Source organism: Herbidospora solisilvae, assembly GCF_009901565.1.
In the GTDB taxonomy this organism is placed as follows: Bacteria; Actinomycetota; Actinomycetes; order Streptosporangiales; family Streptosporangiaceae; genus Herbidospora; species Herbidospora solisilvae.
The window spans coordinates 268211-292100 of sequence record NZ_WXEW01000007.1; the positions used below are offsets into that span (position 1 = coordinate 268211).

The 23890-nt window shown below is 71.4% G+C and carries 30 protein-coding genes; 11 read left to right on the plus strand and 19 right to left on the minus strand.

Features of this window, described 5'->3' with window-relative positions; genetic code table 11:
- The first annotated feature begins 108 nt into the window (after positions 1–108).
- Positions 109–1116, plus strand: coding sequence for a glycosyltransferase family 9 protein (locus GT755_RS24405; protein WP_161481960.1), 1008 nt, complete (start codon positions 109–111; stop codon positions 1114–1116).
- Here GT755_RS24405 and GT755_RS24410 read toward each other — a convergent pair.
- Both GT755_RS24410 and GT755_RS24415 read right to left on the minus strand, forming a co-directional pair.
- On the minus strand, positions 1106–2029 hold the full coding sequence (locus tag GT755_RS24410) for a glycosyltransferase family 9 protein (RefSeq protein WP_161481961.1): 924 nt from the start codon (positions 2027–2029) through the stop codon (positions 1106–1108). The two genes, GT755_RS24405 and GT755_RS24410, sit on opposite strands and share 11 nt — an antisense overlap.
- Positions 2026–3222 (minus strand): glycosyltransferase, encoded by a 1197-nt coding sequence (locus tag GT755_RS24415; protein WP_161481962.1) that lies wholly within the window; start codon positions 3220–3222, stop codon positions 2026–2028. Before GT755_RS24415 ends, GT755_RS24410 begins: the two co-directional genes overlap by 4 nt.
- 274 nt (positions 3223–3496) lie before the next feature.
- On the opposite strand from GT755_RS24415, the gene GT755_RS24420 reads away from it, so the two are divergent.
- Positions 3497–3742 (plus strand): BON domain-containing protein, encoded by a 246-nt coding sequence (locus tag GT755_RS24420; protein WP_161481963.1) that lies wholly within the window; start codon positions 3497–3499, stop codon positions 3740–3742.
- Entirely contained in the window at positions 3739–4458 is a 720-nt protein-coding gene (locus GT755_RS24425; RefSeq protein WP_328794480.1) for a metallophosphoesterase family protein, read from the plus strand. The genes GT755_RS24420 and GT755_RS24425 overlap by 4 nt, the downstream gene beginning before the upstream one ends.
- A gap of 54 nt (positions 4459–4512) precedes the next feature.
- Here the strand turns inward: GT755_RS24425 and GT755_RS38700 are convergent, their stop codons facing one another.
- A complete protein-coding gene (locus tag GT755_RS38700) occupies positions 4513–4662 on the minus strand; it encodes a GPGG-motif small membrane protein (RefSeq protein ID WP_169807523.1) in 150 nt (49 codons plus the stop codon).
- Positions 4663–4724: 62 nt separating this feature from the next.
- Here GT755_RS38700 and GT755_RS24430 point away from each other — a divergent pair, with 62 nt between their 5' ends.
- Positions 4725–5672 carry a TIGR03557 family F420-dependent LLM class oxidoreductase gene (locus tag GT755_RS24430; protein WP_161481964.1) on the plus strand — a complete coding sequence of 316 codons (948 nt, stop codon included), beginning with the start codon at positions 4725–4727 and terminating at the stop codon, positions 5670–5672.
- Here the strand turns inward: GT755_RS24430 and GT755_RS24435 are convergent.
- A complete protein-coding gene (locus tag GT755_RS24435) occupies positions 5639–6145 on the minus strand; it encodes a DUF6328 family protein (RefSeq protein ID WP_161481965.1) in 507 nt (168 codons plus the stop codon). The genes GT755_RS24430 and GT755_RS24435 overlap by 34 nt on opposite strands.
- Positions 6142–6636: a DUF1360 domain-containing protein gene (locus GT755_RS24440; protein ID WP_161481966.1), complete on the minus strand. Its 495-nt coding sequence runs from the start codon at positions 6634–6636 to the stop codon at positions 6142–6144. Before GT755_RS24440 ends, GT755_RS24435 begins: the two co-directional genes overlap by 4 nt.
- A gap of 57 nt (positions 6637–6693) precedes the next feature.
- Here GT755_RS24440 and GT755_RS24445 point away from each other — a divergent pair, with 57 nt between their 5' ends.
- Positions 6694–7290 (plus strand): nucleotidyltransferase family protein, encoded by a 597-nt coding sequence (locus GT755_RS24445; protein ID WP_161481967.1) that lies wholly within the window; start codon positions 6694–6696, stop codon positions 7288–7290.
- 58 nt (positions 7291–7348) lie between these two features.
- Here the strand turns inward: GT755_RS24445 and GT755_RS24450 are convergent, their stop codons facing one another.
- Together GT755_RS24450 and GT755_RS24455 are read right to left on the minus strand one after the other, a co-directional pair.
- Entirely contained in the window at positions 7349–7657 is a 309-nt protein-coding gene (locus GT755_RS24450) for a PRC-barrel domain containing protein (RefSeq protein ID WP_161481968.1), read from the minus strand.
- A gap of 9 nt (positions 7658–7666) precedes the next feature.
- Positions 7667–8557: an NADP-dependent oxidoreductase gene (locus GT755_RS24455; protein WP_328794481.1), complete on the minus strand. Its 891-nt coding sequence runs from the start codon at positions 8555–8557 to the stop codon at positions 7667–7669.
- Between the two features lie 54 nt (positions 8558–8611).
- On the opposite strand from GT755_RS24455, the gene soxR reads away from it, so the two are divergent.
- A complete protein-coding gene (soxR, locus tag GT755_RS24460; protein ID WP_161482212.1) occupies positions 8612–9052 on the plus strand; it encodes a redox-sensitive transcriptional activator SoxR in 441 nt (146 codons plus the stop codon).
- A 69-nt stretch (positions 9053–9121) separates the two neighbouring features.
- On the plus strand, positions 9122–10345 hold the full coding sequence (locus tag GT755_RS41280; protein ID WP_202610460.1) for a cytochrome P450 family protein: 1224 nt from the start codon (positions 9122–9124) through the stop codon (positions 10343–10345).
- Here the strand turns inward: GT755_RS41280 and GT755_RS24470 are convergent.
- Together GT755_RS24470 and GT755_RS24475 are read right to left on the minus strand one after the other, a co-directional pair.
- The gene (locus GT755_RS24470) at positions 10313–10777 is read right to left on the minus strand and encodes a hypothetical protein (protein ID WP_161481969.1); all 465 of its coding nucleotides are present in this window, start codon (positions 10775–10777) and stop codon (positions 10313–10315) included. The genes GT755_RS41280 and GT755_RS24470 overlap by 33 nt on opposite strands.
- On the minus strand, positions 10774–12201 hold the full coding sequence (locus GT755_RS24475; RefSeq protein ID WP_161481970.1) for an alpha/beta hydrolase: 1428 nt from the start codon (positions 12199–12201) through the stop codon (positions 10774–10776). The genes GT755_RS24470 and GT755_RS24475 overlap by 4 nt, the downstream gene beginning before the upstream one ends.
- A 164-nt stretch (positions 12202–12365) precedes the next feature.
- Here GT755_RS24475 and GT755_RS24480 point away from each other — a divergent pair, with 164 nt between their 5' ends.
- Positions 12366–13094 carry a hypothetical protein gene (locus GT755_RS24480; RefSeq protein ID WP_161481971.1) on the plus strand — a complete coding sequence of 243 codons (729 nt, stop codon included), beginning with the start codon at positions 12366–12368 and terminating at the stop codon, positions 13092–13094.
- Here GT755_RS24480 and GT755_RS24485 read toward each other — a convergent pair.
- Genes GT755_RS24485 through GT755_RS24495 form a run of 3 tightly spaced genes read right to left on the minus strand, consistent with a single transcriptional unit; the run spans position 12991 to position 14767 of the window.
- Positions 12991–13575, minus strand: a complete 585-nt coding sequence (locus tag GT755_RS24485; protein ID WP_161481972.1) for a hypothetical protein — start codon at positions 13573–13575, stop codon at positions 12991–12993. The genes GT755_RS24480 and GT755_RS24485 overlap by 104 nt on opposite strands.
- A complete protein-coding gene (locus tag GT755_RS24490; RefSeq protein ID WP_161481973.1) occupies positions 13572–14273 on the minus strand; it encodes a helix-turn-helix domain-containing protein in 702 nt (233 codons plus the stop codon). The genes GT755_RS24485 and GT755_RS24490 overlap by 4 nt, the downstream gene beginning before the upstream one ends.
- A 23-nt stretch (positions 14274–14296) precedes the next feature.
- A complete protein-coding gene (locus GT755_RS24495; RefSeq protein ID WP_202610461.1) occupies positions 14297–14767 on the minus strand; it encodes an Lrp/AsnC family transcriptional regulator in 471 nt (156 codons plus the stop codon).
- A 104-nt stretch (positions 14768–14871) separates the two neighbouring features.
- Here GT755_RS24495 and GT755_RS24500 point away from each other — a divergent pair, with 104 nt between their 5' ends.
- Positions 14872–15273 carry a DUF2000 domain-containing protein gene (locus GT755_RS24500; protein ID WP_161481974.1) on the plus strand — a complete coding sequence of 134 codons (402 nt, stop codon included), beginning with the start codon at positions 14872–14874 and terminating at the stop codon, positions 15271–15273.
- On the opposite strand, the gene GT755_RS24505 is transcribed toward GT755_RS24500, so the two are convergent.
- The 5 genes from GT755_RS24505 to GT755_RS24525 form a co-directional block, all read right to left on the minus strand.
- Positions 15270–16427, minus strand: a complete 1158-nt coding sequence (locus GT755_RS24505; protein WP_161481975.1) for an alginate lyase family protein — start codon at positions 16425–16427, stop codon at positions 15270–15272. The two genes, GT755_RS24500 and GT755_RS24505, sit on opposite strands and share 4 nt — an antisense overlap.
- A 199-nt stretch (positions 16428–16626) precedes the next feature.
- Positions 16627–17121: an FBP domain-containing protein gene (locus tag GT755_RS24510; RefSeq protein ID WP_161481976.1), complete on the minus strand. Its 495-nt coding sequence runs from the start codon at positions 17119–17121 to the stop codon at positions 16627–16629.
- A gap of 43 nt (positions 17122–17164) precedes the next feature.
- On the minus strand, positions 17165–17572 hold the full coding sequence (locus GT755_RS24515; protein ID WP_161481977.1) for a hypothetical protein: 408 nt from the start codon (positions 17570–17572) through the stop codon (positions 17165–17167).
- Positions 17569–18213, minus strand: a complete 645-nt coding sequence (locus GT755_RS24520) for a response regulator (RefSeq protein ID WP_161481978.1) — start codon at positions 18211–18213, stop codon at positions 17569–17571. Before GT755_RS24520 ends, GT755_RS24515 begins: the two co-directional genes overlap by 4 nt.
- The gene (locus GT755_RS24525; protein WP_161481979.1) at positions 18204–19448 is read right to left on the minus strand and encodes a sensor histidine kinase; all 1245 of its coding nucleotides are present in this window, start codon (positions 19446–19448) and stop codon (positions 18204–18206) included. Before GT755_RS24525 ends, GT755_RS24520 begins: the two co-directional genes overlap by 10 nt.
- Positions 19449–19576: 128 nt before the next feature.
- On the opposite strand from GT755_RS24525, the gene GT755_RS24530 reads away from it, so the two are divergent.
- Positions 19577–20101, plus strand: coding sequence for an STAS domain-containing protein (locus tag GT755_RS24530; protein WP_161481980.1), 525 nt, complete (start codon positions 19577–19579; stop codon positions 20099–20101).
- Positions 20102–20106: 5 nt separating this feature from the next.
- On the opposite strand, the gene GT755_RS24535 is transcribed toward GT755_RS24530, so the two are convergent.
- Positions 20107–20523, minus strand: coding sequence for a hypothetical protein (locus tag GT755_RS24535; protein WP_161481981.1), 417 nt, complete (start codon positions 20521–20523; stop codon positions 20107–20109).
- Positions 20524–20627: 104 nt separating this feature from the next.
- Positions 20628–21506, minus strand: coding sequence for an alpha/beta hydrolase family protein (locus GT755_RS24540; protein WP_407929418.1), 879 nt, complete (start codon positions 21504–21506; stop codon positions 20628–20630).
- Positions 21507–21747: 241 nt separating this feature from the next.
- On the opposite strand from GT755_RS24540, the gene GT755_RS24545 reads away from it, so the two are divergent.
- On the plus strand, positions 21748–23862 hold the full coding sequence (locus GT755_RS24545) for a HelD family protein (protein ID WP_161481982.1): 2115 nt from the start codon (positions 21748–21750) through the stop codon (positions 23860–23862).
- The last annotated feature ends 28 nt before the right edge of the window (positions 23863–23890 follow it).

Genomic DNA, 23890 nt, shown 5'->3' on the forward strand with positions numbered 1-23890 from the left:
GATCTCTGCTGCCCGGGGGCGTGCGGGGAAAACCGCAGCGTGTTTGCTCATGAACCCCTCGGGTAACCGGGCCGAGGTACCGAAACCGAACCGATCGAAGGTCCTGCGATGAACCTCATCGTCGAGAGCGTCGAGCGGATCGCCGTTCTGCGGGCGACGGCCCTGGGTGACCTGCTGCTGATCCTCCCCGCCGTGGAGGCGCTGCGCCGTGCCTATCCGGCCGCCAGAATCACTCTGCTCGGCAAGGAGTGGCAGGTGCCGTTTCTGCGCGGACGTCCCGGCCCGGTCGACGACGTCGTGCCGGTGCCGCCCATGGAGGAGTCACTCGACCCGCCGCCCGAACTCGTCGGCCGCTTCGACCTGGCCCTCCAGATGAACGGCGACGGCCACCACGCCAACGCCTTCGTCAACGGTCTGGGCGCCCGCGTGACCGCCGGTCTGCGCGGCGACGACGCCCAGCCGCTCGACCGCTGGGTGCCCTACGTCCCCTACCAGCACGAGACCCTGCGCTTCCTGGAGGTCGCGGGCCTGGTGGGGGCCAGTTCCGACGACGTCGAGCCGCGCATGCGGGTGACCCGCGACGACTACGCCGAGTTGCGGTCGGTCCTGGGGCAGCTCCCGCGCGGCCTGATCGCGGTGCACCCCGGGGGCCGCGACGCCCGCCGCCGCTGGCCGGCCGCCTGCTTCGCCGAGGCCGCCGCCCGGCTGGGCCGGCCGGTCGCGGTGACCGGCGGGGACCACGAGCGCGACCTGGTGGAGAAGGTCGCCGCGCTGATCCCGAGGTCGATCCCCGTCGTCGGCGCCTTGTCGGCGGGCGGCCTGGCGGCCCTCTACACGGCCTGTGACGTGGTGATCGCCAACGACAGCGGCCCCCGTCGCCTGGCCGCCGCGACCGGAACGCCGACCGTCGGCGTCTACTGGTGCGGCGACCTGATCAACGCCGGGCCCCTCACCCGCAGCCACCACCGCCCGCTCATCTCGTGGACGACGCAGTGCCCGACCTGCGGAGGCGCGGGCCTGCGGGAACCGGGCGGCTGCGACCACCCGGTGTCGTGGCTGACCGACGTGGGGGCCGACGCGGTGGCGGCTCAGGCGGACGAACTGCTCAACGCCTGACCAGCCCGTCGTTCAGCACCGCGGACGCGGCTCTCAGGACGTCCGAGGTCGTCACGCTCGCCGGATCGGCGTCACGGCGCAGCGCCTGGTGGCGGGGGCGTTCTCTCGGCGGGCCCCAGCGCTCGGGCCGCTCCGGGCCGAAGATGGTCACCGAGGGGGTGCCGTAGGCCGTCGCGAGCTGGGACACCCCCGTGTCGGAGCTGATCACCAGCCGCGCCCCGGCCACGACCGCGCACAACTCCCGCAACGACGTCCGGCCCGCCAGCACGATCTGGGGCGGCAGCACCGCCTGCGTCGCCACCAGCAGCGCCAGCGGGCGCTCCTTGCGCGACCCGGTCACCACGACCGGCAGGTCCTCCCCGGCCATCGCCCGCGCCACCTCGGCGAAGCGTTCCGGCGGCCAGCGCCGCGACAGGCCCGTGCCGCCCGGGTGGATCACCACCGCGCCGGCCGCCGGGCTCGGCATCATCGGCGGGGGCAGCAGCAGGTCGCGGGGGTCGGCCTTCAGCCCGTACCACTCGACCAGGCGGCACCACCGCCGCGTCTCGTGCTCGTCGTCCTCCCACTTCGGCCCGGGGGGATAGGCCTCCTCCGCGTACGCCCACAACCTCCGGGGCCGCAGGTCGGCCAGCAGCTCCGTGGACCTCGGCCCCCGGCCGTGCAGGTTCACCGCGATCTCGGGGAAGAAGGGCAGGTCGGAGTTGCGGTCGGTGAGCCCGGGCCACATGATCGGCTCCAGGCCGTACGCCGGGATGAGCCGGTCGACCACCCCGGTCAGGGCGGCCAGCTCGCTCAGCTCCGGCGGGCAGGCCAGGGCGATCCTGATGCCACTGCGGCGCAGGGCGCGCAGGGCGGGCACGGCCGTCAGGAGATGGCCGATGCCCTGCGCGCGCAGCACGAGTGCGGTCGTCATGCGGTCGCCTCCAACCGGACGCCGACCTCTCGATAGGCGGCGACCGTCTCCGTCGCGATCCTGTTCCAGCCGTAGCGCGCCCTGGCCCGGTCGGCCCCCGCGATGCCGTAGGCGCTCATCCGCACCGGGTCGGCCAGCAGCCGCTGCACCGCCCTGGCCAGCGCGCCGGGCCGCTGGGGCGGCACCAGCACGCCGGTGATCCCGTTGACCACGGTCTCCTTCTGGCCGCCCACGCACGAGGCGACGACCGGCACCCCGCAGGCCATCGCCTCCAGCGCGACCATGCCGAAGGGCTCATACCAGGGCACGCTGACGACGGCGGCGGCCGAGCGCATCAGCGCGGGCACGTCCTCGCGGGCGACCTGTCCGGCGAAGGTCACCCGGTCGGCGACGCCGTTCCGCTGGGCCAGCCAGCGCAGCCGCGTCACCTCGGGGTCGTGGTGCAGGGCGTGGGCGGGCGGCCCGCCGGCCACCACGAGCTCGACGCCCTTGATCCCGCGCAGCGCCTCGATGATCGTCGCGACGCCCTTGCGGGGCACCAGGCGGCTGATCGACACCAGCCTCGGCCGGTCGCTGCGCGGCGCGGCGACGTGGGGGTTGAACCGGGCCAGGTCGACGCCGCAGGGCACGACCCGGGCCCGCTGGCGGCTGACCCCCATCCGGCGCAGTTCGTCGACCTCGTCGGTGCAGGTCGCGACGATGGCGTCGGCCTCGTGGCCGATCCGGGTCTCGGCCTCGATGCGGTCGGCCGGGCTGGTGTCCTCGGCGCCCTGGTGGCGCCGCTTGACCGAGCCGAGCGCGTGGTAGGTGTGCACGACCGGGATGCCCAGCTCACGGGCGGAGCCGAGGGCGGCCAGGCCGCTCATCCAGAAGTGGCTGTGCACCACGTCGGGCCGGTCGAACAGCCACTGTTCCCGCAACCACTTCGCGAAGTGCGGCACCCACGGGAGGATGTCGTCCTTCGGGATCTTCCGGGCCGGTCCGGCCGGCACGTGGACGACGGTGACGCGGGGCGCGATGCGCACCCTCTCCGGCGCCTTCTCGTCGTCGCGGCGGGTGTAGACGACGACCTCGTGACCGAGCGCCGCCACCGCCCTGGCCAGCGCGTCCACATGGACGTTCTGGCCCCCGGCGTCGGTGGTGCCGACGCAGGCGAGCGGGCTGGCGTGCTCCGAGATCATGGCGATCTTCATGGGGTTGCCTCCGGGAACGGCTGATCCCGCTCGCGGGCGGGATCGCGGGCGAACGGGTGGCCCGAGTCCGGGGTCACGGGAGCCGGGAGGAGAGCACGCCGGTTAGACGCGGCGAAAAGGGGGGAATGTGCGGTGAGCAAGGGACCTCCGGGACGGCATGCGTCAGCGAGGGAGGTGCCTGCTTCCTAGGCACAAGATTGCCTTCACTTTAACCTATGGGCCGTCCAGCAAACATCCTGTTTCGCCGGAAAAGAGGCGGGCAGGCGTTTTCTCTATGGACACACCGCACTATGTGGCCGCCCGCGTGCAGCAAGCCCTCGCGGAGGACGGCCGGACGAACGAACTCGGCATCCGGGTCGACGTGCGGGGAGACCAGCTCTTCCTGCGAGGTCAGGTGACCGGCGACGACCAGCGACATCTGCTGACCGAGGTGGCCCAGGAGGCCGCCCCGGGCCTGACCGTCCACAACGAGGTGACCTGCGTCGAAGTGCGTGACCCCGGCGAGGAGGAGCAGCTGTGAGCATCCGTGTCGCGGCCGTCGCCGACATCCATCTGGGAGAGGCCCAGCGGGGCAGCTACCGGCCCCACCTGGAGGGCATCGAAGAACGCGCCGACGTCCTGCTGGTCGGCGGCGACCTGACCCGCCACGGCACCCTAGACGAAGGCAAGATCGTCGCCGAGGAGTTCCGCGGCCTGCCGGTGCCCGTCGTCTTCGTGCTGGGCAACCACGACTACCACTCCGACGTCGAGGAGGAGATCATCGCCGTCCTGCGGGAGGCCGGCGGGATCGTGCTCGACGACACCGCCGAGACGCTCCTCGGCGGCCGGCTCGGGGTGGCCGGGGGCAAGGGCTTCGGCGGCGGGTTCGCCGGCAAGTCGGCCAGCGAGTTCGGGGAGCCCGAGACCAAGGCGTTCGTCCGGCACACGCGGGAGATCGCCGACCGGTGGCGGGTGGCGCTGAAGAGCCTCGACACCGAATACCGCATGGTGCTCAGCCACTATTCGCCGGTCAAGGAGACCCTGCACGGGGAGCCGCCGGAGATCTACCCCTTCCTCGGCAGTTATCTGCTCGCCGAGGCGGTCGACGCGGAGGGCGCCGACCTGATCGTCCACGGCCACGCCCACGCGGGCACCGAGAAGGGCATGACCCCGGGCGGGATCCGGGTCAGGAACGTGGCGCTGCCGGTGCTGCGCCGGGCCTACGCCACCTACTGCCTCGGCTCGGAGGAGTGCTAGGAACACGTAATGGCGGCCGGACCCTCCGGCCGCCATTGTCGTGTTCTCATGTCGCTATACGTTGAAGATACTGACGCCGCCGGGCCCCACGAGGAACCCGAGGACGATGAGGACGATCCCCCACAGGATGTCCCGACGAGCGAGGATCACGTAGATCCCGGCGATGACGAGTACGACCGCGATGATCCAGAGCAAAGTAGCCATGAAGCTCGACTGCCCTCCCGAAGCGGTCATTAACGCCAGGGAACATGGGCAGGGGAGATTTCATGACACGTTTTGGTTACTTCCTCAGCTCCGAGGAGCACAGCCCGAAAGAGCTGGTCAGGCAGGCCGTGCTCGCCGAGCAGGCGGGGTTCGAGGGTCTGTGGATCTCCGACCACTTCCACCCCTGGATCGACGAGCAGGGCGAGAGCTCCTTCGTCTGGTCGGTGATCGGCGCGCTCTCCCAGGTGGTCTCCCTGCCGGTGACGACGGCGGTGACCTGTCCGCTGGTGCGGATCCACCCGGCGATCGTGGCGCAGGCCGCGGCCACCGCGCAGGTCCTGCTCGACGGCCGCTTCCACCTCGGGGTCGGTACGGGCGAGGCCCTCAACGAGCACATCTTCGGCGACCCGTGGCCCCCGGCCGGCGACCGGCAGCGCATGCTGGAGGAGGCCGTGGGGATCATCCGCGAGTTGTGGGAGGGCGGCCTGGTCACCCACCACGGCGAGTTCTACGACGTCGAGAACGCGCGGCTCTACACGCTGCCCGACGAACCCCCGCCCGTCTACGTCTCGGCCTTCGGCCCCGGCTCGGCCGAGCTCGCGGGCCGGATCGGCGACGGCTTCGTGTCGGTGATGCCGGACGCCGACCTGCTGGAGGCCTACCGGAAGGCCGGGGGAGCGGGGAAGCCGGCGCAGGCCGGCCTGAAGGTCTGCTGGGGCACCGACGAGGACGACGCCCGCCGGCTGGCCCACCGTCTGTGGCCCACCGAGGGCATCGAGGGCGAGGCCAGCCAGCTGCTCCCGCTGCCGCGCCACTTCGAGCAGCTCGCCACGCTGGTCCGGCCCGACGACCTGACCCTCCCGGTCGGTCCCGATCCCGAGGTGCACATCGCGGCGATCCAGCAGTTCGTGGACGCCGGATACGACGAGATCTACATCGCCCAGATCGGGCCCGACCAGGAGGGCTTCTTCGAGTTCTACGAGTCGGCGATCCTGCCGCGGTTCCGCTGAAGGGTCAGCAGCGGCTGCACGAACCACAACCAGGTGCTCAGTAAGACCACTCCGGCCGCGATCAGAATGGCCGGAGTGGCGCCCAGGTAGACCTCGACGACCAGCCCGGTCGAGCAGGTCATCGACACCGCCAGGGCGATCCCCCCGACCACCGCCAGCTCGTTGGCCCGGTGGAGCATGATCTCCTTCAGGCCCGACCGGAACAGGATCCGGTTCTGCACCGCGGGGGCCAGCAGGCAGATCGAGGCCACCGCCGCCGACACCAGGGCGGCGTAGAAGAGCCACTTGCCGAACTCGTCGACCCGGCTGAACCCCGCGGAGAAGGGGAGCGTCAGCAGGAACGCGAACAGCACCTGGACCCCGGTCGACTGGACGCGCAGGCCTTGGAGGAGTTCGCTCAGCTCACGGTCGACCCGTTCCTTGGGGTTCTCCTCGGGGTTGGTCAACAGGATCCTGTGCTCTTGTTCGCTCATTTCGCCACCTTGATCATTTTCGAGTACGCGAGCTGTAACCAGTCGGACACCGCCACCGCCGTCATCGTGGCCCCCGCCAGGCGGGTCACCCCGGGGGCGAAGACCATCCCGGCGGCGTAGCCGGTCGCGATCCACTGGGCCAGGCAGAACGGGCAGCTCAGGAGCTCACCCACGGCGTGGCGGTGGCCCTCGCCGCGGACCTCCTCCTTCAGTTCGGAGGGCCCGGAGACCCCGACGTACCGCGTGAAGGGCGCCCTGAGCGGGCTGGTGACGGTGTCCTTCGCGATCGTCCGGGACAGGCGGTGGGTGGCCACCGACATCAGGGCGAGGTCCATGGGGGCCACCCGGTCGGGGGCCTTGCGTCCGGTCAGCCTTCCGGCGGCCAGGAGGGCGGCGACGGCGGTGCCGTACACACCGAGGACCCTGGCGTAAGAAGCCAAAGGGCGCTCCTTGGAGTACGCGTCGTTGATCTCTCTGAGGGTCTCGGTCATGGCGCGACGTATTACCCCGGATTGTTTGGGTCGAACGTTCCGGGGCAAACGGTGCGCGTGGGTAGTCACAGTCACGAGGTAACCGACGCCATCCTGGACACGCTGAAGCGGGCGGGGTCCGGCCTCAAGGAGGTGGGCGTGCGCTTCGCCCTGGCCGGCGGCTGCGCCGGATACGCCAGGGGAGCGGCCCCTTCTCTGCACGACGTCGACTTCGCGCTGGTCGAAGAGGACGTCCCGTTGGCGCTGAAGACGCTGGAGAACATGGGCTTCCGGACCGAACGCCCGCCCGAGGACTGGCTGGTCAAGGCCTTCGACGAAGAGGGCGTGCTGGTCGACCTGATCTTCCAGCTGGCCGACCGGCCCGTCACCCCCGAGATGATCGGGCGCGCCACGATGATCAACACCGCGGCGCTCAGCCTGCCGGTGCTGGAGGCGACCGACCTGGTGATCTCGTGGATCCTGCCGCTGTCGGAGCACAGTTGCGACTACTCGGGGCTGCTGCCGACCGTCCGGGCGATGCGGGAGCAGGTCGACTGGGACCGCGTGGCCGGGGTGGCCGAGTCCTCGCCCTACGCCTCGACGTTCCTGGTGCTGCTGGAGCGCCTCGGCGTGATCGAGAAGCCGACGCCGGTGCGGGTCGACCGCTGGCCGTAGACGCCGAAAACGCCCCGCCCCCTTCCGGCGCATTCCAAGGGGCGGGGCTTTTCGTCTTTCAGGAGATCCCGTAGGGGAACCGGTCGGCGTAGGCCCGCTGGGGCGGATCGTCGGCCATGATGAAGTCCGGCGCGTCGCTGATCTCCTTCTGGGTCCGGTCGACGTAGATCTTTCGTTGCGATGCGTCGACCTGCGTGATCACGCTGGCGGGCAGCATGACCCGGTGCCCGAAGATCCACGGTCCGGTGTCGATGACGAGGTAGCCCTCGTCGATCTCGTCGCTGACGGCGTCGACGGTTCCGATCCGGCCGTCGACGGCCTCGACGTGATAGCCGATGAGGTTCACGGTGAGTCCGTTTTCGTCCATCGGCCTCCCCTACCCGACAATCAGCACGACCTTCCCCCGTCCGTGCCCCGATTCCACGTCGGCGTGCGCCTTCCCGGCCTCCTCCAGCGGGTACTGCGCCCTGACGGTCACCCGCAACTCTCCTTTGGCGACCAGGTCGAGCAGCTCGGCGAGCCGGTCGCGGTTCCGGTCGCTGCCGATCCACCGGCAGCCGAGCTCCTTCGCGAGGTCCCAGTCGACGATCGAGCCGATCCGCGACCGGTCGCCGACGAGCCGCACGGCGGTGTGCAGGTTCCCGTGCCCGGCCGCGTCGAGCACCGCGTCGAAGGGCCCGGCCTCCTTGAGCCGGTCGAGCTCGCCGTCGCCGTACACGACCGGGACCGCCCCGAGGCTTCGCACGTGGTCCTGGTTGGCGGCGCTCGCCGTACCGACGACCCGCACGCCCTTCCGTACGGCGAGCTGCGTGATCATGGTCCCGACCCCGCCCGCCGCGCCGTGCACGAGCAGCGTCTCGCCCTCCCGAAGGCCCAGGCGCTCCAGCGCCGTGTGGGCCGTCTGGCCCGACGCCGACAACGCCCCGGCCGCCGCCCAGCCGACCCCCTCGGGTTTCGGCACGACCTGCGTCTCCGGGACCACCACGTATTCGGCGTAGCACCGCATCACCCGGAACCCGACGACCTCCTCGCCCGTGCCCTCGACGACCCCGGAGAACTCGTTGCCGGGGACGACCGGGAACTGCGCCGAGGGCGCTCCCGGCGGCAGCCACCCCGAGCGCACCGCCACGTCGGCCGGCTGCACCCCGGCCGCCCGCACCCGGACCAGCACCTCGCCCGGCCCCGGCTCCGGCCGGGGCACCTCCACGATCCGAAGCCGGTCCGCCGCCCCGAACTCGGCCACTCCGGCCGCCCGCATGATTGCCATGGGTAGAGTCCACTTCATCAAGCGCACTTGACGTCAACGGGGGGACGAAGGGTGATCGATCCCGACGCGGTCTGGCTGAGGCCCGGCCAGGTCGCCGAACGCGCCGGCGTGGCCGTCTCGGCCCTCCACTACTACGAGAGCCTCGGCCTCATCCAGAGCCGCCGCACCGCCGGCAACCGGCGCGAATACCGCCGCGACGTGCTGCGGGTGATCGCCTTCATCCGGGTGGCCCAGCGGGTCGGCGTCTCCCTGGAGCGCATCAAGGAGGCCCTCGACCGCCTCCCGGCCGACGGCGTGCCCGGCAAACGCGACTGGGCCCGCATCAGCCGCGAATGGCATGACGACCTGACCCGGCGCATCGAGGAGCTGACGGCGCTGCGCGACAACTTCTCCAACTGCATCGGCTGCGGTTGCCTGTCACTGGTGTCGTGCCCCTACTCCAACCCCGGCGACGTCCTGGGCCGGAAAGGTCCTGGTCTGCACCGTTTCCCGTAAAGGCTCGGCCCCGTCGGCGTCGCGGCCGGGCCGGCGGGCCATGACTACGGGTGGGGAAAGGAGCCTCGTGTGTCGCACGGTCTGACCGAGCTCGGTGACGACTACCTGCGCGATCCGCACGGCGCCTACCGGGCGCTCCGGGCCGAAGGGCCGGCCGTCCAGGTCGTGATGCCCAACGGGATCCGCATGTGGCTGATCACCCGCTACGACGACGCCCGCGAGGCTCTGGCCGATCCCCGGCTCCGCAAGGACGCCGCCGCCCTCCGCGAGGGGCTCCAGCGGGCCGTCACCACGCCGGACGCCCGCGTCCAGCCCGCCGAGCTGGCCTCGCACATGCTCAACAGCGACCCGCCCGACCACACCCGGCTGCGGCGGCTGGTCAGCAAGGCGTTCACGCCCCGGGCGGTCGAGCGGCTCCGGCCCCGGGTCGAGGAGATCGCCGCCGGGCTGCTCGACCGGATGGACGGCGAGGTCGACCTGATCGACGCCTTCGCCTACCCGCTGCCGATGACGGTCATCTGCGAACTGCTCGGGGTGCCCGAACGTGACCGCGACGACCTGCGGGCGCACCTGCGGGAGCTGCTGGCGCGGCCCTTCCGCGCCGGAGACGACCCCACCGAGCGCGACCGCAGCGTCGCGGGGGTGGTCGAGCGGTTCTCGGCGCTCATCGAGGAGAAGCGGGCCGCGCCGGGCGACGACATCCTGACCGGGCTGGTGCAGGCCCGCGACCAGGACGACAGGCTCGACGACGTCGAGCTGATCTCGACCTGCTTCCTGCTGTTCCTGGCCGGGCACGAGACCACGGTCAACCTGATCGGCAACGCCGTGCTGGCCCTGCTCACCCACCCCGACCAGCGGGCCGAGCTGCTCGGGAACCCCGAGGTGATCGACCGGGCGGTCGAGGAGTTCCTCCGGTACGACGGCCCGCTCAACTTCGCGCCGCAGCGGGTGACCGGGGAGGAGGTCACGATCGCCGGGGTGACCATCCCGGCGGGCGAGCTGGTCGCGGTGGCCGTCTCGGCGGCCGACCGCGACCCGGCGGAGTTCCGCGAGCCCGACCGGCTCGACCTCACCCGCGACGACGGCCCCCACCTGGCCTTCGGGCACGGCATCCACTACTGCCTGGGGGCGCCGCTGGCCCGGCTGGAGGCGCGGATCGCGCTGGCGCGGTTGTTCGAGCGTTTCCCGGAGATGAGCCTGGCCGTGCAGGCGGAGGACCTGCGGTGGCGGCCGCTGCCGCTGCTGCGCGCCCTCGACCGGCTACCGGTACGACTCGGGCCAGACGCAGGGTGAGGTCGCGGCCAGATAGATGTGGTCGCCGGAACCCCAGGTCAGCGCGAGGATGAACTTGTCGGGCTCGGTGATGCCGCTGAGGTCGGGGTTGCCGGGGTCGGCGTTCTTGGCGATGACCTGGAAACCCTGCTCCTTCCAGTAGTCGGCGACCTGGCGGGAGACCACCATGTGCTGGTTGCGGTCGACGCCGCGCAGCCAGTAGGCCCGGCTGACCACGATCTTCTGCAGCGACTCGCTCTTGTCGAGGCAGGCCGTCGGGGTGACCGACACCGGGATGAGTTCGAGCTGGGGCTGCGGCGTCAGCGCCCCGGCCGTGTCGCGGACCAGCTTCTCCACCCGGTCGGTCGCCCGGATCTGGGTCAGTTCGTCGTCGTCCGACATGCCACATCCCGTGAGGGTGAGAAGGAACCAGAACACGAGCGCGGTCTTCATCGGGGCCCCGATCCGTTGACGATGGTGGCCACGTCGCGGAGGGCGGCCGACTCGGGCCGCCAGTCACCGTCGCCCTGGTCGAGGAGGATCACGTCGTCGGCCAGCCCGGCCCACCCGGCCAGGGCCCGGTGGACGGTCAGCGCGCCGTCGCCGTGCCCGATCAGCACGCTCCTGGCCGTCGCCGACGGCGTGTGGGCGGCCCGCAGGCCCAGACAGAAGGCGGTCAGCGCCTGTCCGCCCAGGGCGGCGTTGCGGTCGGGGGTGAAGGCGCCGAAGTCGACCAGCGGGGTGTCGTAGCCGTCCCAGGTGACGCAGGCCACCGGGGTGCCCGCCATCCTCGAGGCCTGCCGCCACAACAACTGGGCGCGGGTGACGCTGGTCGTCGCGCCGGCGAGGCCGGTGTTCAGGCCGTGGACGAAGATCACGGTGGTCTGCGCGGTGTCGGGGTCGCCCCACGAGACGGTGAGCCGTCCCTGGCCGGAGACGTCGAAGCCGAGCAGCATCGGGTCGGGGTAGCCGGGCACCGGGGCGGTCACCGACTTGATCGTCTCCAGGCGTTTGAGCTGGATGTTCACCCGGTCCCAGCTGCGCGGCAGGTCGCGGTCGGACTGCCACATCACCGACGCGCCGAGCCGGTGGAGGTCGTGGGTGAGCAGGCCGTGCTCGACCCGGAGGAACTCCCGGTTGGCGGAGTCGCGCACCACCGCCGGCAGGCCGTGCAGGCCGCCGAAGGCGGGCAGGCCCAGGGAGGTCGCCTGGACCCCCGGATGTTGCAGCGTCCACCAGGCGCCGACCCGGGCCCCGAGACCGGGGGAGGCGCAGCGGTGCTGGAGGCCCAGCAGGGCGTCGACGGCCGCCGGGTCGCCGGCGGTGACCCGCGTGAGCAGGGGTTCGGCGCCGGCCTCGTCGCCGGCGTGGGCGCCGAACACGCCGTAGGCGGCCAGGGCGGCGGGCAGGGTCTCGCCGGGGGGCAGCTCGACAAGCCGGGCGCGGATGTCCCTGGCCTGTTCGCCCGACCAGAACGCGATGTCGGCGATGACCCGGGCCGGGCGGTCGGACATCCCGGCCGCCGACAGCTCCTGTGACAGGAACACGGCCATCTTTTCCAGATTTCGGGAGGCGGCGCACAATTCACCGGCGAGGGTCGGCAGCACATTCCGGGAGAAACCCGCGAACGCGCCCCTCGGGCGGGGGAGTCGGGGTATTCCGGCCGCGAGTTCGGGCGTACCGGAAAAAAGGGAAATCGATTCGGAGAGGGCCCCGTGGAGGGTGGTGCGCTGCTCGGTGAGCAGGTCGGCGAATGCCGAGGCGCCACCGCCGGTCCAGGCGATGGCGTGCACCAGGCGGGTCGCCTGATCGAGTGCCGTGTGGTGCTCGGCGGCGATGGCGGTGACCCGTTCGAGGGAGGCAGTCTGGTCCACCATGACCGAGACAGGATCGCAGTCCGCTTTGCTCCTGGTCAGGCGCTTGTCGCTTCACCCACATTCATCCGAATAATCCGCGCTAAGATCGTCGCTTTGCGCCCAGAAAACGGATGAATGACATGTCGAAATCGTTGGTTGCGGCAATTGTCGGCATTTATGGCGTAGTGCTGGCCTACTTCGCGATCACCGGCGAGGTGCGGGCGTTGCACGCCGTGGCGACCATGAACGGCGGGTGGGACGAGGACGCCGGCGGGTGGGCGCTGATCCCCGGCCTCGTCGTGATCGGCGCGCTGCACGGCTGCCTGCTCTGGGCCCTGCTGCGCATGCCGCCGCTCACCGTGCACCGGGGGCTGCGCCAGGCCCTCATCGCGCTGGCACTGTGCGACACCCTGCTGTGGACGGTGCTGGCGGAGCTGCCCGACCTCCTGTCCACGCTGATCCCGATCGCCTTGATCGTCGCCGTGGTGGTCCTGCTGCCCGGCGTGTTCGGGGAGCTGCCCTGGCAGGTGCGGATCGTGCTGGTGATCCTGGGACTGATCGGCTGGCTGCTGAGCCCGCCGCTCACGACCATCCTGGTCGTCTGGTGGGGGCTGGTCCTGACGCTCCAGTTCTTCGACGGGCGGTGGAGCCTCGCCACCCTGGCGGCCGGGCTGCTCGCCGCCGCGACCACGCTGCTGGGGCAGATCGTGCCGATGCCGCCCGGGATCCTCGTCGACGGCGACCCCGACTGGGCGGCCTACGAGGTCCTGCTCGACGCCACGCTGGTGGCCGACGCGCTCTGGATGGTGCTCACCGCCCGTGAGCTGACGACGGTCTCCCCACTGCTGCCGGTGGTGACTCCGCATAGAAGTCGATCACTCGCACCTCGGCCGTTCTCCCGAGTGGCCGGGTGACCGTGATCGGCTCGCGCAGGGTGACGCGGGTGTTGGTCTGCGACCCGACCGGCACGATCAGCCGTTCGCCGTCGACCTTCAGCGACGACTCGTAGCCGCGGACCGTGCCGGTGCCCTCGATGAGTTCGACCGGCACCCGCACGTCGAGGTAGTGGCCCAGCCGGACGCGCAGCTCGGCGCCGGTCACCACATGGGGCCTGACCACGCCCGACGCGATCATGCCGGCCACCATGACCGACCCGTAGACGCCCAGGGCCAGCAGCGGGACTCGCACCGCCTCGGGCACGCCGAGCCCGCGCAGCAGCAGCTCCACGCCGACGGTCTCGACGACCTGGACGACGAGGAAGACCGTGAGGAGCGGGTTCTGCGCCTTCGCGTAGGGCACCGCCACCGCCCCGGCCGGCACGTCGGGCCGCCGCAGCAACCACCGGCCGACCGACACGAGCCCGTCGACCTCGAACCGCAACAGTCGCACGATCATCGGTTCCGCTCCCTCGCCATCGCCATGACCTGGTGGAAGACCGCCGCCTGGGCGGGGAGGATCTCGACTCCGAGCTCGCCGAGCCAGCGTTCCCCGCTCTCCTCGCCGAGCCCGCCCAGCATCGACGCGGGCAGGGCACGCAGCAGGTCGGCGGCCAGCGCGGCCACCCGGGGGTCGTCGGGCGCGGCGTCGTGGAGGGCGTCGAGACGGGCGTAGAGGTCGGCCGCGCCCTCGACCATGGGACCCAGTTCGGCCAGCACCTCGGGCGGGAGCAGCGACATCATCTCCCGGTCGAACTTGGCGAAGCCCTCGCCGGGCAGCGCGCGCAGCACGTCGGCCATCTCCGGAGAGACCACCGCGTCGGCGCTCAGATCACCCTCGATCGCCAGCAACCTGGACAGGCGCGCTCGTTTCGCCGCGATGGCCTGCTGCTCGCGGGCCAGGTCGGCGTCGAGCTCCAGCAGCACCTCGCGCAGCTCCCGGCCCTCGTCGTCGGCCAGCACGTCGCGGATCTCGTCGAGCGACAGGCCGAGCTCGGCCAGCCGCCGGATGCGGGCCAGCACGACCGCGTCGCGCAGGCGGTAGTCGCGGTAGCCGTTGGCCCGCCGGGTGGGCTCGGCCAGCAGGCCCGTGTGGTGGTAGTGCCGGATGGTCCGGGTGGAGACCCCGGCGATCTCGGCGAGTTCCCCGATCCGCATGCCTCCGATTAGAAACGTTGCCGCTACGTCATGGTCAACAGCGGCGTGATCGCGGTCGTCGCCGAGTGCTGGAAGACGACCAGGGTCCGGAAGCCGACCACCTCCTTGCGCTTGGCCAGGTGGTCGATGAGGAAGCCGTGCAGGCGCTCGTTGTCCTGGACGGCCACCCGGATCAGGAAGTCGTCGCCGCCCGCCACGACCAGCACCTCCAGCACCTCGGGCCGGGACGAGGCGAAGTCGTGGAAGCTGTTGATGACGGTCCGGCTCGACGGCCTGACCTGCGCCGCCACGATCGCCTGCACGCTCCGGCCGATCTTCGACAGGTCGAGCCGGGCGTGGTAGCCGGTGATGACGCCGCGCTCGTGGAGGCCGCGGACCCGCTCCAGGCAGGTCGAGGCGGCGATGCCGACCCGCCGGGCCAGTTCCCGGTTCGACTGCCGTGCGTCGAGCTGCAATTGGGCGATGATCGCCGAATCTATGTCGTCCAAATCCATGAATTGGACCCTAGCGCCGATCATACGTTCGGTTGGGACGCTTGAGCGCCAGATGAATGTCTAGAGTCGTCGGCGTTGACCACCCGATTGAACGGAGTTCACCGATGGAGACCAAACTTGTCATGGTGCTCCGCGACGACCTGCCCGCCGGCCTGGCCGTGAACGCCGCCGCCGTGCTGGCCCTCAGCCTCGGCGACGCGCTGACCGAATGGCTCGGCTCCGACGGCAAGGACGCCGACGGCAACGTCCACCCCGGCCTCAACACCCACCCGGTGCCGGTCCTGACGGCCTCCGGCGGCACGCTGCGCGAGCTGCACGACGCCGTGCCGGAGGAGGTGAGGGTGGTCGGCTTCACCGAGGTCGCCCGGCGGGCCCGCGAGTACGGCGAGTACCTGCGGATCCTGGCGGAGACCCCGGCGGCCGAGATCGACTACGTGGGCCTGGTCGTCTTCGGGCCGAAGGCGCCGGTCACGAAGCTGACCCGGCGCCTGGCCCTGATGCGTTAGTTCGGGTTCCTCGCGTGGGTCAGCGTCTCCCACGCCACGAACAGGTAGTTCGTGCCGGCCGGGCGCTGGCGCTCGGTCAGCGTCTGGGTGTTGGTCATCGCGATGCCCATGCGGGTGTTCAGCGCGTTGAAGCCGACCTCGGTCACCGGGCCGAGGCCCAGCTTGAGCGAGCCGCCGCAGAGCCAGGAGGGGACTGCGGCGCCGAGCTGATACTTGGCGTGCAGGCCCAGCGCGTGCCGGAGCCGGTCGGCGAGCTCGGGATAGAGGTCCTGGCCCTGGATGCGGCTGGTCTCGGCGACGTGGGAGATGGCGCTGATGCCGTAGCCGGTGTGGGTGAAGTCGCGGCAGGTCTCCTGGCTCAGGCCGTCGACGAAGGTGGTCTGGCCGTGCCAGAAGTTCACCAGCTCGGCGTAGGTGTCGACGCTCCCCACCGGCGGATACTTCGGCTGGGGGCCGTCGGCGGCGACGTACAGGAAGGCCGCCGCGCGGGCCCGGAAGCGGGCGACCGCGCGGTCGTAGACGGCCTTGTCCTCCAGGAAAACGGCGATGCCGATGGCCGCCTCCATCATCGACAACTCCCAGTTGCCGTTGCTGGAGGAGCCGTTGATCACCTCGGGCAGGTAGACATCGCGCAGCATGGTGGCGAACCGCTGCATGTTCGGCCATCCGCCGGTGTAGGTGTACCTGATGATCTCCGCGGCCCTCGGCCACGTGGAGGCGGCCCAGGCCGACTGGAGCGGGGCGTTGCTGTTGGTGTGGTCGCGTAGCACGGCCGACCAGGCGTCCATGATCGAGATGGCCTTGGTCGCGTAGCGCGCGTCACCGGTGATGTACCAGCGCAGCGCCAGCGTGTACGCGGCCAGCGCGTCCTGCCGCTCGTCGGTGCAGCCGATGTTCGGGTTGGAGTAGGAGCCGCACTCGACCACCGCGCGCGGCGTCGGGTTGCGGGTCAGCGAGGCGAACGGCGAGGCCGCCATCTGGTCGAACGCGGCCTTCCATGGCTGGGCGTTCGCCGCGACCCGGCCTTTGACGAAGTCGAGCTGGGCCCGGCTGACCATGACCCCCGGATGGGCGAACACGGCGGGGGCGGCCTGGGCGGGCGTGGCGACGAGGGCGGACAAGAGCACCAGGAGTGCGCATAACGAGCGTGCCATCGGCAGACTCCGTACAGAAAAGAGACGGGTGGGACGAGCGCGCTTGAGCGCTCATCAAACACAGTCCTGACTGTCCGGGTCAATATGGTTAGGAAAGTTTCCTAAGAAATCGAGGCATGAAGAAGGCCCCGGGAGGCGTCAGGCCTGCCCGGGGCCGGGTTGGAAGCGGGGCGTCCGCTTGCTCATCGTGGTGTCCTCCCTAGGCGAGCACCTTCGCGACGAAGTCGTCGAGGTTCAGGACCAGTCGGGCGACCCTGTCCTCCAGCGACAGCGTCTCGGAGCCCGACAGCCGGTCGGTGGCCTTCTTGCCCCGGACGTACAGGGAGCACGCCAGGTCGGAGCACAGGTAGGCGCCGACCGTGTTGCCCTGCCGTCCGGCCGCCCCGACGCGGGGCGCCACGAACAGCGCCACGCCGGTGCCGCCGTGGGAGGTCACGCAGACCGAGCAGACGGTCGTCTTGACGACACTGCGCTTGACGCCCTGCGGGAAGCGCATGACGATGCCCGTCAGCCTCCCGGCGTGCTCGGCGACCAGATAGCCCCGCTCGGGGGACTGCGGGTCGCGCCAGCCGAGGAAGTCGAGCGACTCCCAGTCGAGCTCACGCAGGTCGCGCGGGAGGTTGAGGCGGGAGGCCTCACCCTTGGAACAGTTCACGAACGAGGCACGTATCTCTCGTTCTACCAGCGGAATCACCCGGTGACGCTACCCCGCCCGCCGGGGTGTTTCACCTGGTTTTTCACCGCCGGACGACCTCGGTGTGCTCGGGCACGGTGATCCGGTAGCTGACCGAGCAGCCCATGCAGCCGCCGGAGTCGATGACCAGGGTCTGGCCGTCCCACGACTGCGACTGGTCGGGCCGGTCACGGGCCCACGTGGTCTCGCGCTCGATGATCACCCGGTCGCCCGCGCCGTGCTGGACGTGGATCGTGACGGCCGGGCCGCTGCGGTCGACCAGCACGAACCGCTGCGCGTAGAGGAGGTATTCGTCGCGGACGGTCTCGGTCGTGCGGGTGTCGACCAACGCCATCGGGACACCCGGCTCGTCGAGCGCGGCCGTGGCGAAGCCCGCCGCGCCGAACACCAGGATCGCGGTGGTCAGGACCCCGCCGGCGACCCGCCAGCGCAGCCGCGCCGCCGCGTTCACGAGACCCTCAGGAAACGGAGCACGGCCAGCACGCGCCGGTGGTCCTTGTCGTCGCCGGACAGGTCGAGCTTGGCGAAGATGTTGTTGATGTGCTTGCCCACGGCGCTCTCCGAGACCGACAGGGCCTCGGCGATGCCGGTGTTGGAGCGGCCTTCGGCGATCAAGGCCAGCACCTCCTTCTCTCGGCGGGTCAGACGGTCGAGCGGGTCGCTGTGGCGGCGGACCAGGAGCTGGGCGACGACCTCGGGGTCGAGGGCGGTGCCGCCCGCCGCGACCCGGCGCAGCGCGTCGAGGAACTCGGGCACGTCGGCCACCCGGTCTTTCAGCAGGTAGCCGACCCCGGTGGTGGTCGTGGACAACAAGGTGGTGGCGTAGCGCTCCTCGACGTACTGCGAGAGCACCACGATCGACAGGTCGGGCCACTGCCGCCGCAGCACCAGGGCGGCGCGCAGGCCCTCGTCGGTGTGGGACGGCGGCATGCGCACGTCGGTCACGACCAGGTCGGGCCGGTGTTCCTCGGCGGCGCGCAGCAGCCCCTCGGCGTCTTCGACGGCCGCCACGACCTCCATGCCGGCCGACCGGAACACCCAGACGAGGCCCTCGCGCAGCAGCACCGAGTCTTCGGCGAGCACTACCCGCACGGCAGATCGGCCCGGATCGTGGTCGGCCCGCCCTCGGGGCTGAGGATCGTGATCACCCCGTCGACGGAGCCGGCCCGCTGGATCAGGCCGCGCAGGCCCGAGCCCTCGGCGGGGTCGGCGCCGCCCCGGCCGTCGTCGAGCACCTCGACGATCAGCCGGTCGCCCTCTCGCCGCACGGTCACGAACGCCTCGTGGGCCTGGGCGTGTTTGGCGACGTTGGTCAGCGCCTCGGAGACCACGAAGAACGCCACCGCCTCGATCGTCGGCGACGGCCGCCGGTCGACGTCGACCGTCAGCCGCACCGGCACCGGAGAGCGCGCGGCCACCCCCGACAGCGCCGCGTCGAGGCCCTGCTCGTCGAGCACCGCCGGGTGGAGGCCGCGCACGAGGTCGCGCAGTTCCTTCAGCGCCAGCTTCGCCTCGTCGTGGGCCTGCGCGATCACCTGCCTGGCCGGTTCGGGCAGGTCGGTGAGGGTGGTGCGGGCCATGCCGAGGTTCATCGCCAGCCACACCAGCCGGCGCTGGGCGCCGTCGTGGAGGTCGCGCTCCATCCGGCGGCGCTCGGCGTCGGCGGCGTCGATCACCTCGGCGCGGCTCTCGCGCAGGCTCTCGACCCGTTCGGTCAGCACGTCGGCGGCGCTCGGGCCCAGCAGCGACACGGCTGCCACCTCGTCGACCGAGCAGATCAGCCGCGCCGCCCAGGGCCCGGCCACCGCCAGCGCCCCCGCGAGGATCAGCATCAGCCAGCCCTCGCCCTCGACGGTGCCCCGGTCGGTCCAGTAGCCGATGGCCACCGCGAGGGAGGCCAGCGCCCCCGACCAGGCCACGATCATGGCGAACAGCCCGACCCCGGTGATGAGGGGGGCGAGCAGGTGGTAGGCGAGCTGCCGCCAGGTGCGGGGGTCGCGGATCTCGGCGTAGAGGAACCTGATGGGGTTCCGGGTGCCCGGCCTGCGCCGGGCCGCCGGGATCTCGACCGACAGGAACGCCGCGAAGCGCCCGCGCTGCAGCCCCGTCAGCTTCGGCAGCAGCCAGAACATCAGCGGCAGCGCGATGAGCGGGACCACGATCGTCCAGATGAAGATGATCGAGACGGCCGCCAGGCCGCCGATCACGGCCAGCGCCAGCAGCGCGACCGGGGCGCCGGTCACCACGTGTGCGGTGCGCAGCCAGGCCGGGGCGGCCCAGTGGGACCGCAGCCGGTCCCAGGGGGTGAGCGTCTGGGTGAGGGCCATGGGGACAACCGTAGAGACCGGGCGGGGGTGGTCACCATCCACGAGGTATCCGGGAAAAAGGTGGTGCTGGCACCACCCCGGCGACGCCGATGTGGCGGGCGTCGGGGATGAGTGAAAGAGTGGGGAATGTGGAGGATCATCGTCGTGCCGCCGAGCGTGTCCGCCAGGACCAGCGGCAGCGCGCCGCCCACCCGGCCGAACGCCGCTACGCCGCCGCCCATCATCTGGCGCACCTGGCGGAGTGGAGCGGCGGGGTGGACCTCCGCGAGGCCGCGCGGGCCGTTCTGGAGAGAGAGCGCGAATTGACGGCGGAAGACGACGGCGAGCCCGGTCTGTCGGGCCGCACCTTCCAGGTGACCGCCCACCGGCGTGGGGGCGACGTGGTCATCGTGGTCCGGGGCGAGATCGACGCCCTGGCCGAACCGGCGTTCCACGACTACGTCCGGGAGCGGTCCGGCGAGCGGGTGGTCTTCGACCTCGCGGGCCTGACCTTCATCGACAGCGCGGGCCTCCAGGTCCTCCTCGACGCCCACCGCCGGGGGCCGGCCGCCTACTGCGGCCTGACCCCCCGGGTGGCCCGCCTGTTCGACCTCCTGGGCCTGCGCACCCGGCTGAAGGTCTACGACTCGGTCGACGACGCCTTCGCCCGGTAGCGGGCTCAGCTCTGCCGCAGCACCTCCTCAAGGGCGTCCCGGTAGCGTCGCGCGTCCCGTTCCGGCAGGCCCTTGTAGACGCGCAGCACGACGTTGCCCAACTGGTAGGTGTGCGCCGGGGCCTCCCCGGAGTGCTCGGCCGCCGCGGCCGTGTCCGCGAAGACCTGGACCAGCCCGCCGGTCGCGAGGTCGGCCGGGCCGCCGCCCGGACCCGTGGCGGCGATCGCGTCGGCCTGGAACGAGGCGCCGCTGACGCCCTCCTCCTGGTAGGTCGCGCCGAGGTGCGCCTCCACACCGTGTTCGGGCAGTTCCCTGACGATGTCCGCGGCACTCAGGCCGGTGTGGAGGGGGCTCGGAGGAGCGGTGGAGCCGCAGGCGGTGACGACGAGCGCGATGGCGGCGTAGCCGAGGAATCGGATCACGTCACAGGCATACAAGCCGGGCGCGTCCGCCGCAGTCGGATCGCCGCGTTCCGCCGCGAAGGGAAAAGCCCCGTGACCGCCGTCACGGGGCTTCTCCGGCCGGGTCACACCGGGCAGGTGCTGCGGTACTCCTCGATCGCCAGGCCGCTCGGGCCGGGGCAGATGAACTGGCTGTAGCGGGTGTCCTCGTCGACCCAGCGCTTGAGCCAGGCGACGAACTGCTTGGCGAACGGGGTGTTGGTGGTCTGCGGGAAGAAGTGGCTGGCGCCGTTCAGCTCCAGGTACGCCTTCTCCGTCTGGGAGATGCTGTTGTAGAACGGGCTGGCGTGCGACGTCGGGGAGGCGACGCTGTCGCTCTCGCCGGCCACGATCAGAGTCGGAACCCGGACCGAACCCCAGGTCTTGTCGAGGTTCCACGGCGCGATCGGCACGGCGGCCTTCAGCGACGGCCGGTCCTCGGCGGCGTGGAGGGTGCCGCCGCCACCCATCGAGTGGCCGGCCACCGCCAGGCGGTTGCGGTCGATGCGGCTGCGTACCGTGGTGGAGCTGCTGTTGACCAGGTAGTCGAGGGCGGCCAGGAGCTGGCTGCCGCGGCTGGCGGGCTGGTCGAGGGTCGAGTTGGTCTCGATGCCGATGACGACGAAGCCGTGCGAGGCGATGCGCGGGCCTAACCACTCCAGGCTCGACCACCGGGCGGTGTAGCCGGGGGAGATCGCGATCGCGCCGAAGGTGCCCTGGCTGGTGTCGGTGGGGTAGTAGATCGTGCCGCCGCCGAAGCCGGAGACGAGGGAGGAGACGCTCGTGGTGGCGACGGAGAACGGGCCGCGCGAGGCCTCCAGGATCGCGCTGGTCGGGTTCGGGCCGCGCTCGAACCCGGCGGCCTGCGCCGAGGGGGCGAGGGTGACGGCGGTCCCGGTCGCCAGGGTGAACGCGAGGGCGGCGGTGGCGAAGCGGGACAGTCGGGAGGAGAAGTGGGGTCGCAAGGGGGTGTCTCCCGGTTCTCGGAAGGGCCGCTGGTGTTGCGGGCACGTTTCCGGCTCCGCACGACGGCCCTGTCGGAATTGCTGACTGCGCCATAGTCAGGAGCGAACCGGGGGCCGCGCATCGGCGAAATCACCGGTCGGGCGACGCCGGATGCGGGCATGAAAAAAGGAGCTATCCTGGTGAGTCGCAGCCCTTGCGCCGCACAAATCACATAGCTCCGTTGGAGAGGATAGCACTCGCGTGGCCAATCGTCAAGTGCTCGAATTGGAGCAGAGCCGGATCACCCAGCTTTACGACCGGCTCGACACCGTCCGGCGCCGGACGGCCGAGGCGCTCAGGGCCGAATACGCCAAGGGCACCTCGGGCGGCACCCACCAGGCGCGGGTCGAGCGCGAGGTGTCGGCCAAGGAGCACGCCCGGCGGCTGGCGCAGCTCAACGCGGTCGAGCGCGGCCTGTGCTTCGGGCGCATCGACGACGTCCTGGAGGAAACCCTCTACATCGGCCGCGTCGGACTGCGCAACGACGACCACGAGACGATCCTGGTCGACTGGCGGGCCCCCGCCGCCCGGCCCTTCTACGCCGCCACCCCCTCCTACCCGGGCACGCTGGTGCGCCGCCGCCACCTGCGGACCAAGGGACGCACGGTGGTCGGCGTCGACGACGAGGTCTTCGACCTCGACCGCGAGGACGTCGAGGGCGGCTTCGTCGGCGAGGCCGCCCTGCTGGCCGCCCTCCGGCGCAGGCGCACCGGCCGGATGGGCGACGTCGTGGCCACCATCCAGACCGAGCAGGACCGGGTCATCCGGTCGGGCCTGCACGGCACCCTCGTCGTCGAGGGCGGCCCCGGCACCGGCAAGACCGTCGCCGCCCTCCACCGCGCCGCCTATCTCCTGTACGCCTACCGCGAGACCCTCGAACGCCGCGGCGTCCTGGTCGTCGGCCCCAACACGACCTTCCTGCGCTACATCAGCCAGGTGCTGCCCTCGCTGGGCGAGACCGACGTGGTGCTGGCCGGCGTCGGCGACCTGTTCCCCGGCGTCACCGCCACGGCCGACGACGAGCCGTTCCAGGCCGTCATCAAGGGCGACCTCGGCATGGTCGAGGCGGTCGCGTGGGCGGTGGCCGACCGGCAGCGGGTGCCGGAGGGCGACCTGGAGATCCACGTCGACGGCATGGACCTGGTGGTGCCGCACCACCTCTGCGTCCAGGCACGCGACCGGGCCCGCAGGTCGGGCCGGCCCCACAACGTGGCCCGCAAGCTGGTGGTCCTCGACCTGCTGCGCGCCCTGGCGATCGACGAGACGGCCAAGCTCGACCGGCCGGCCGACGACGACGAGCTGGCGTACATCAGGAAGGTCCTCTGGCACGAACCCCCGGTCAGGGCGGCCATCGACGCCCTGTGGCCGGTCGTCACCCCGCAGGAGCTCGTGCGGGGCATGCTCGGCAAGGCGCCCGGCGACCCGTGGACGATCGGCGACATCCCCCTTCTGGACGAGGCCGCCGAGCTGCTCGGCGAGGAGCCCGCCCCGGCGCGGCGCGACGACGACCGGGCCGAGCAGGAGCTGTTCGCCCGCGAGGTGCTCACCGTCACCGGGGTCGAGGAGGTCGAGGCGGCGCTGCTGGCCGACTGGAACGCCACCCCGGGCGAGGAGGTCACCACCGCCCAGCGGGCCGAGCGTGACCGCAAGTGGATCTACGGCCATGTGATCGTGGACGAGGCCCAGGAGCTCTCCGCGATGGCCTGGCGCATGATCATGCGGCGCATCCCGACCCGTTCGATGACCATCGTCGGCGACATCGGCCAGACCGGCTCCCCGGCCGGCGCGACGAGCTGGGGCGAGATGCTCGACCCCTACGTCTCCTGGCGCGGGGAGCGCCTCACCGTCAACTACCGCACCCCCAAGGACGTCATGGACGCCGCCGCCGAGGTCCTGAAGGAGGTCGCCCCCGACCAGGAACCCCCGATTTCGGTACGTCCCCCCGAGGAGCCGCCCCGCGTGGTCAAGGCCACCCGGGCCGGGCTGAACGACGTGCTCAGGGCGGAGATCGCCGCCGCGGCCGACGAGCTGCTCGCCGACGGGGAGGGCCGGCTGGCGATCATCACGTCCGGTGATCGCCATGCGGAAGTCGCGTCGCTGGTCCCGGAAGCCGTTACGCTCGATCCGCTGGACTCGCCGGTGGCGCTGCTGACCGTGACGACCTCAAAAGGGCTCGAATTCGACGGCGTCATCGTGGTGTGGCCCGAGGAACTGGCCGGTCGCGACCTCTACGTGGCGATGACCAGGGCGACCCGCCGCCTGGTGCTGATCCATGAGCGAGAGCTGCCGCCGCCGCTCGCGGGGCTCGATAAATAGGACTATCCTTGTAGGAAATACCGGGAGG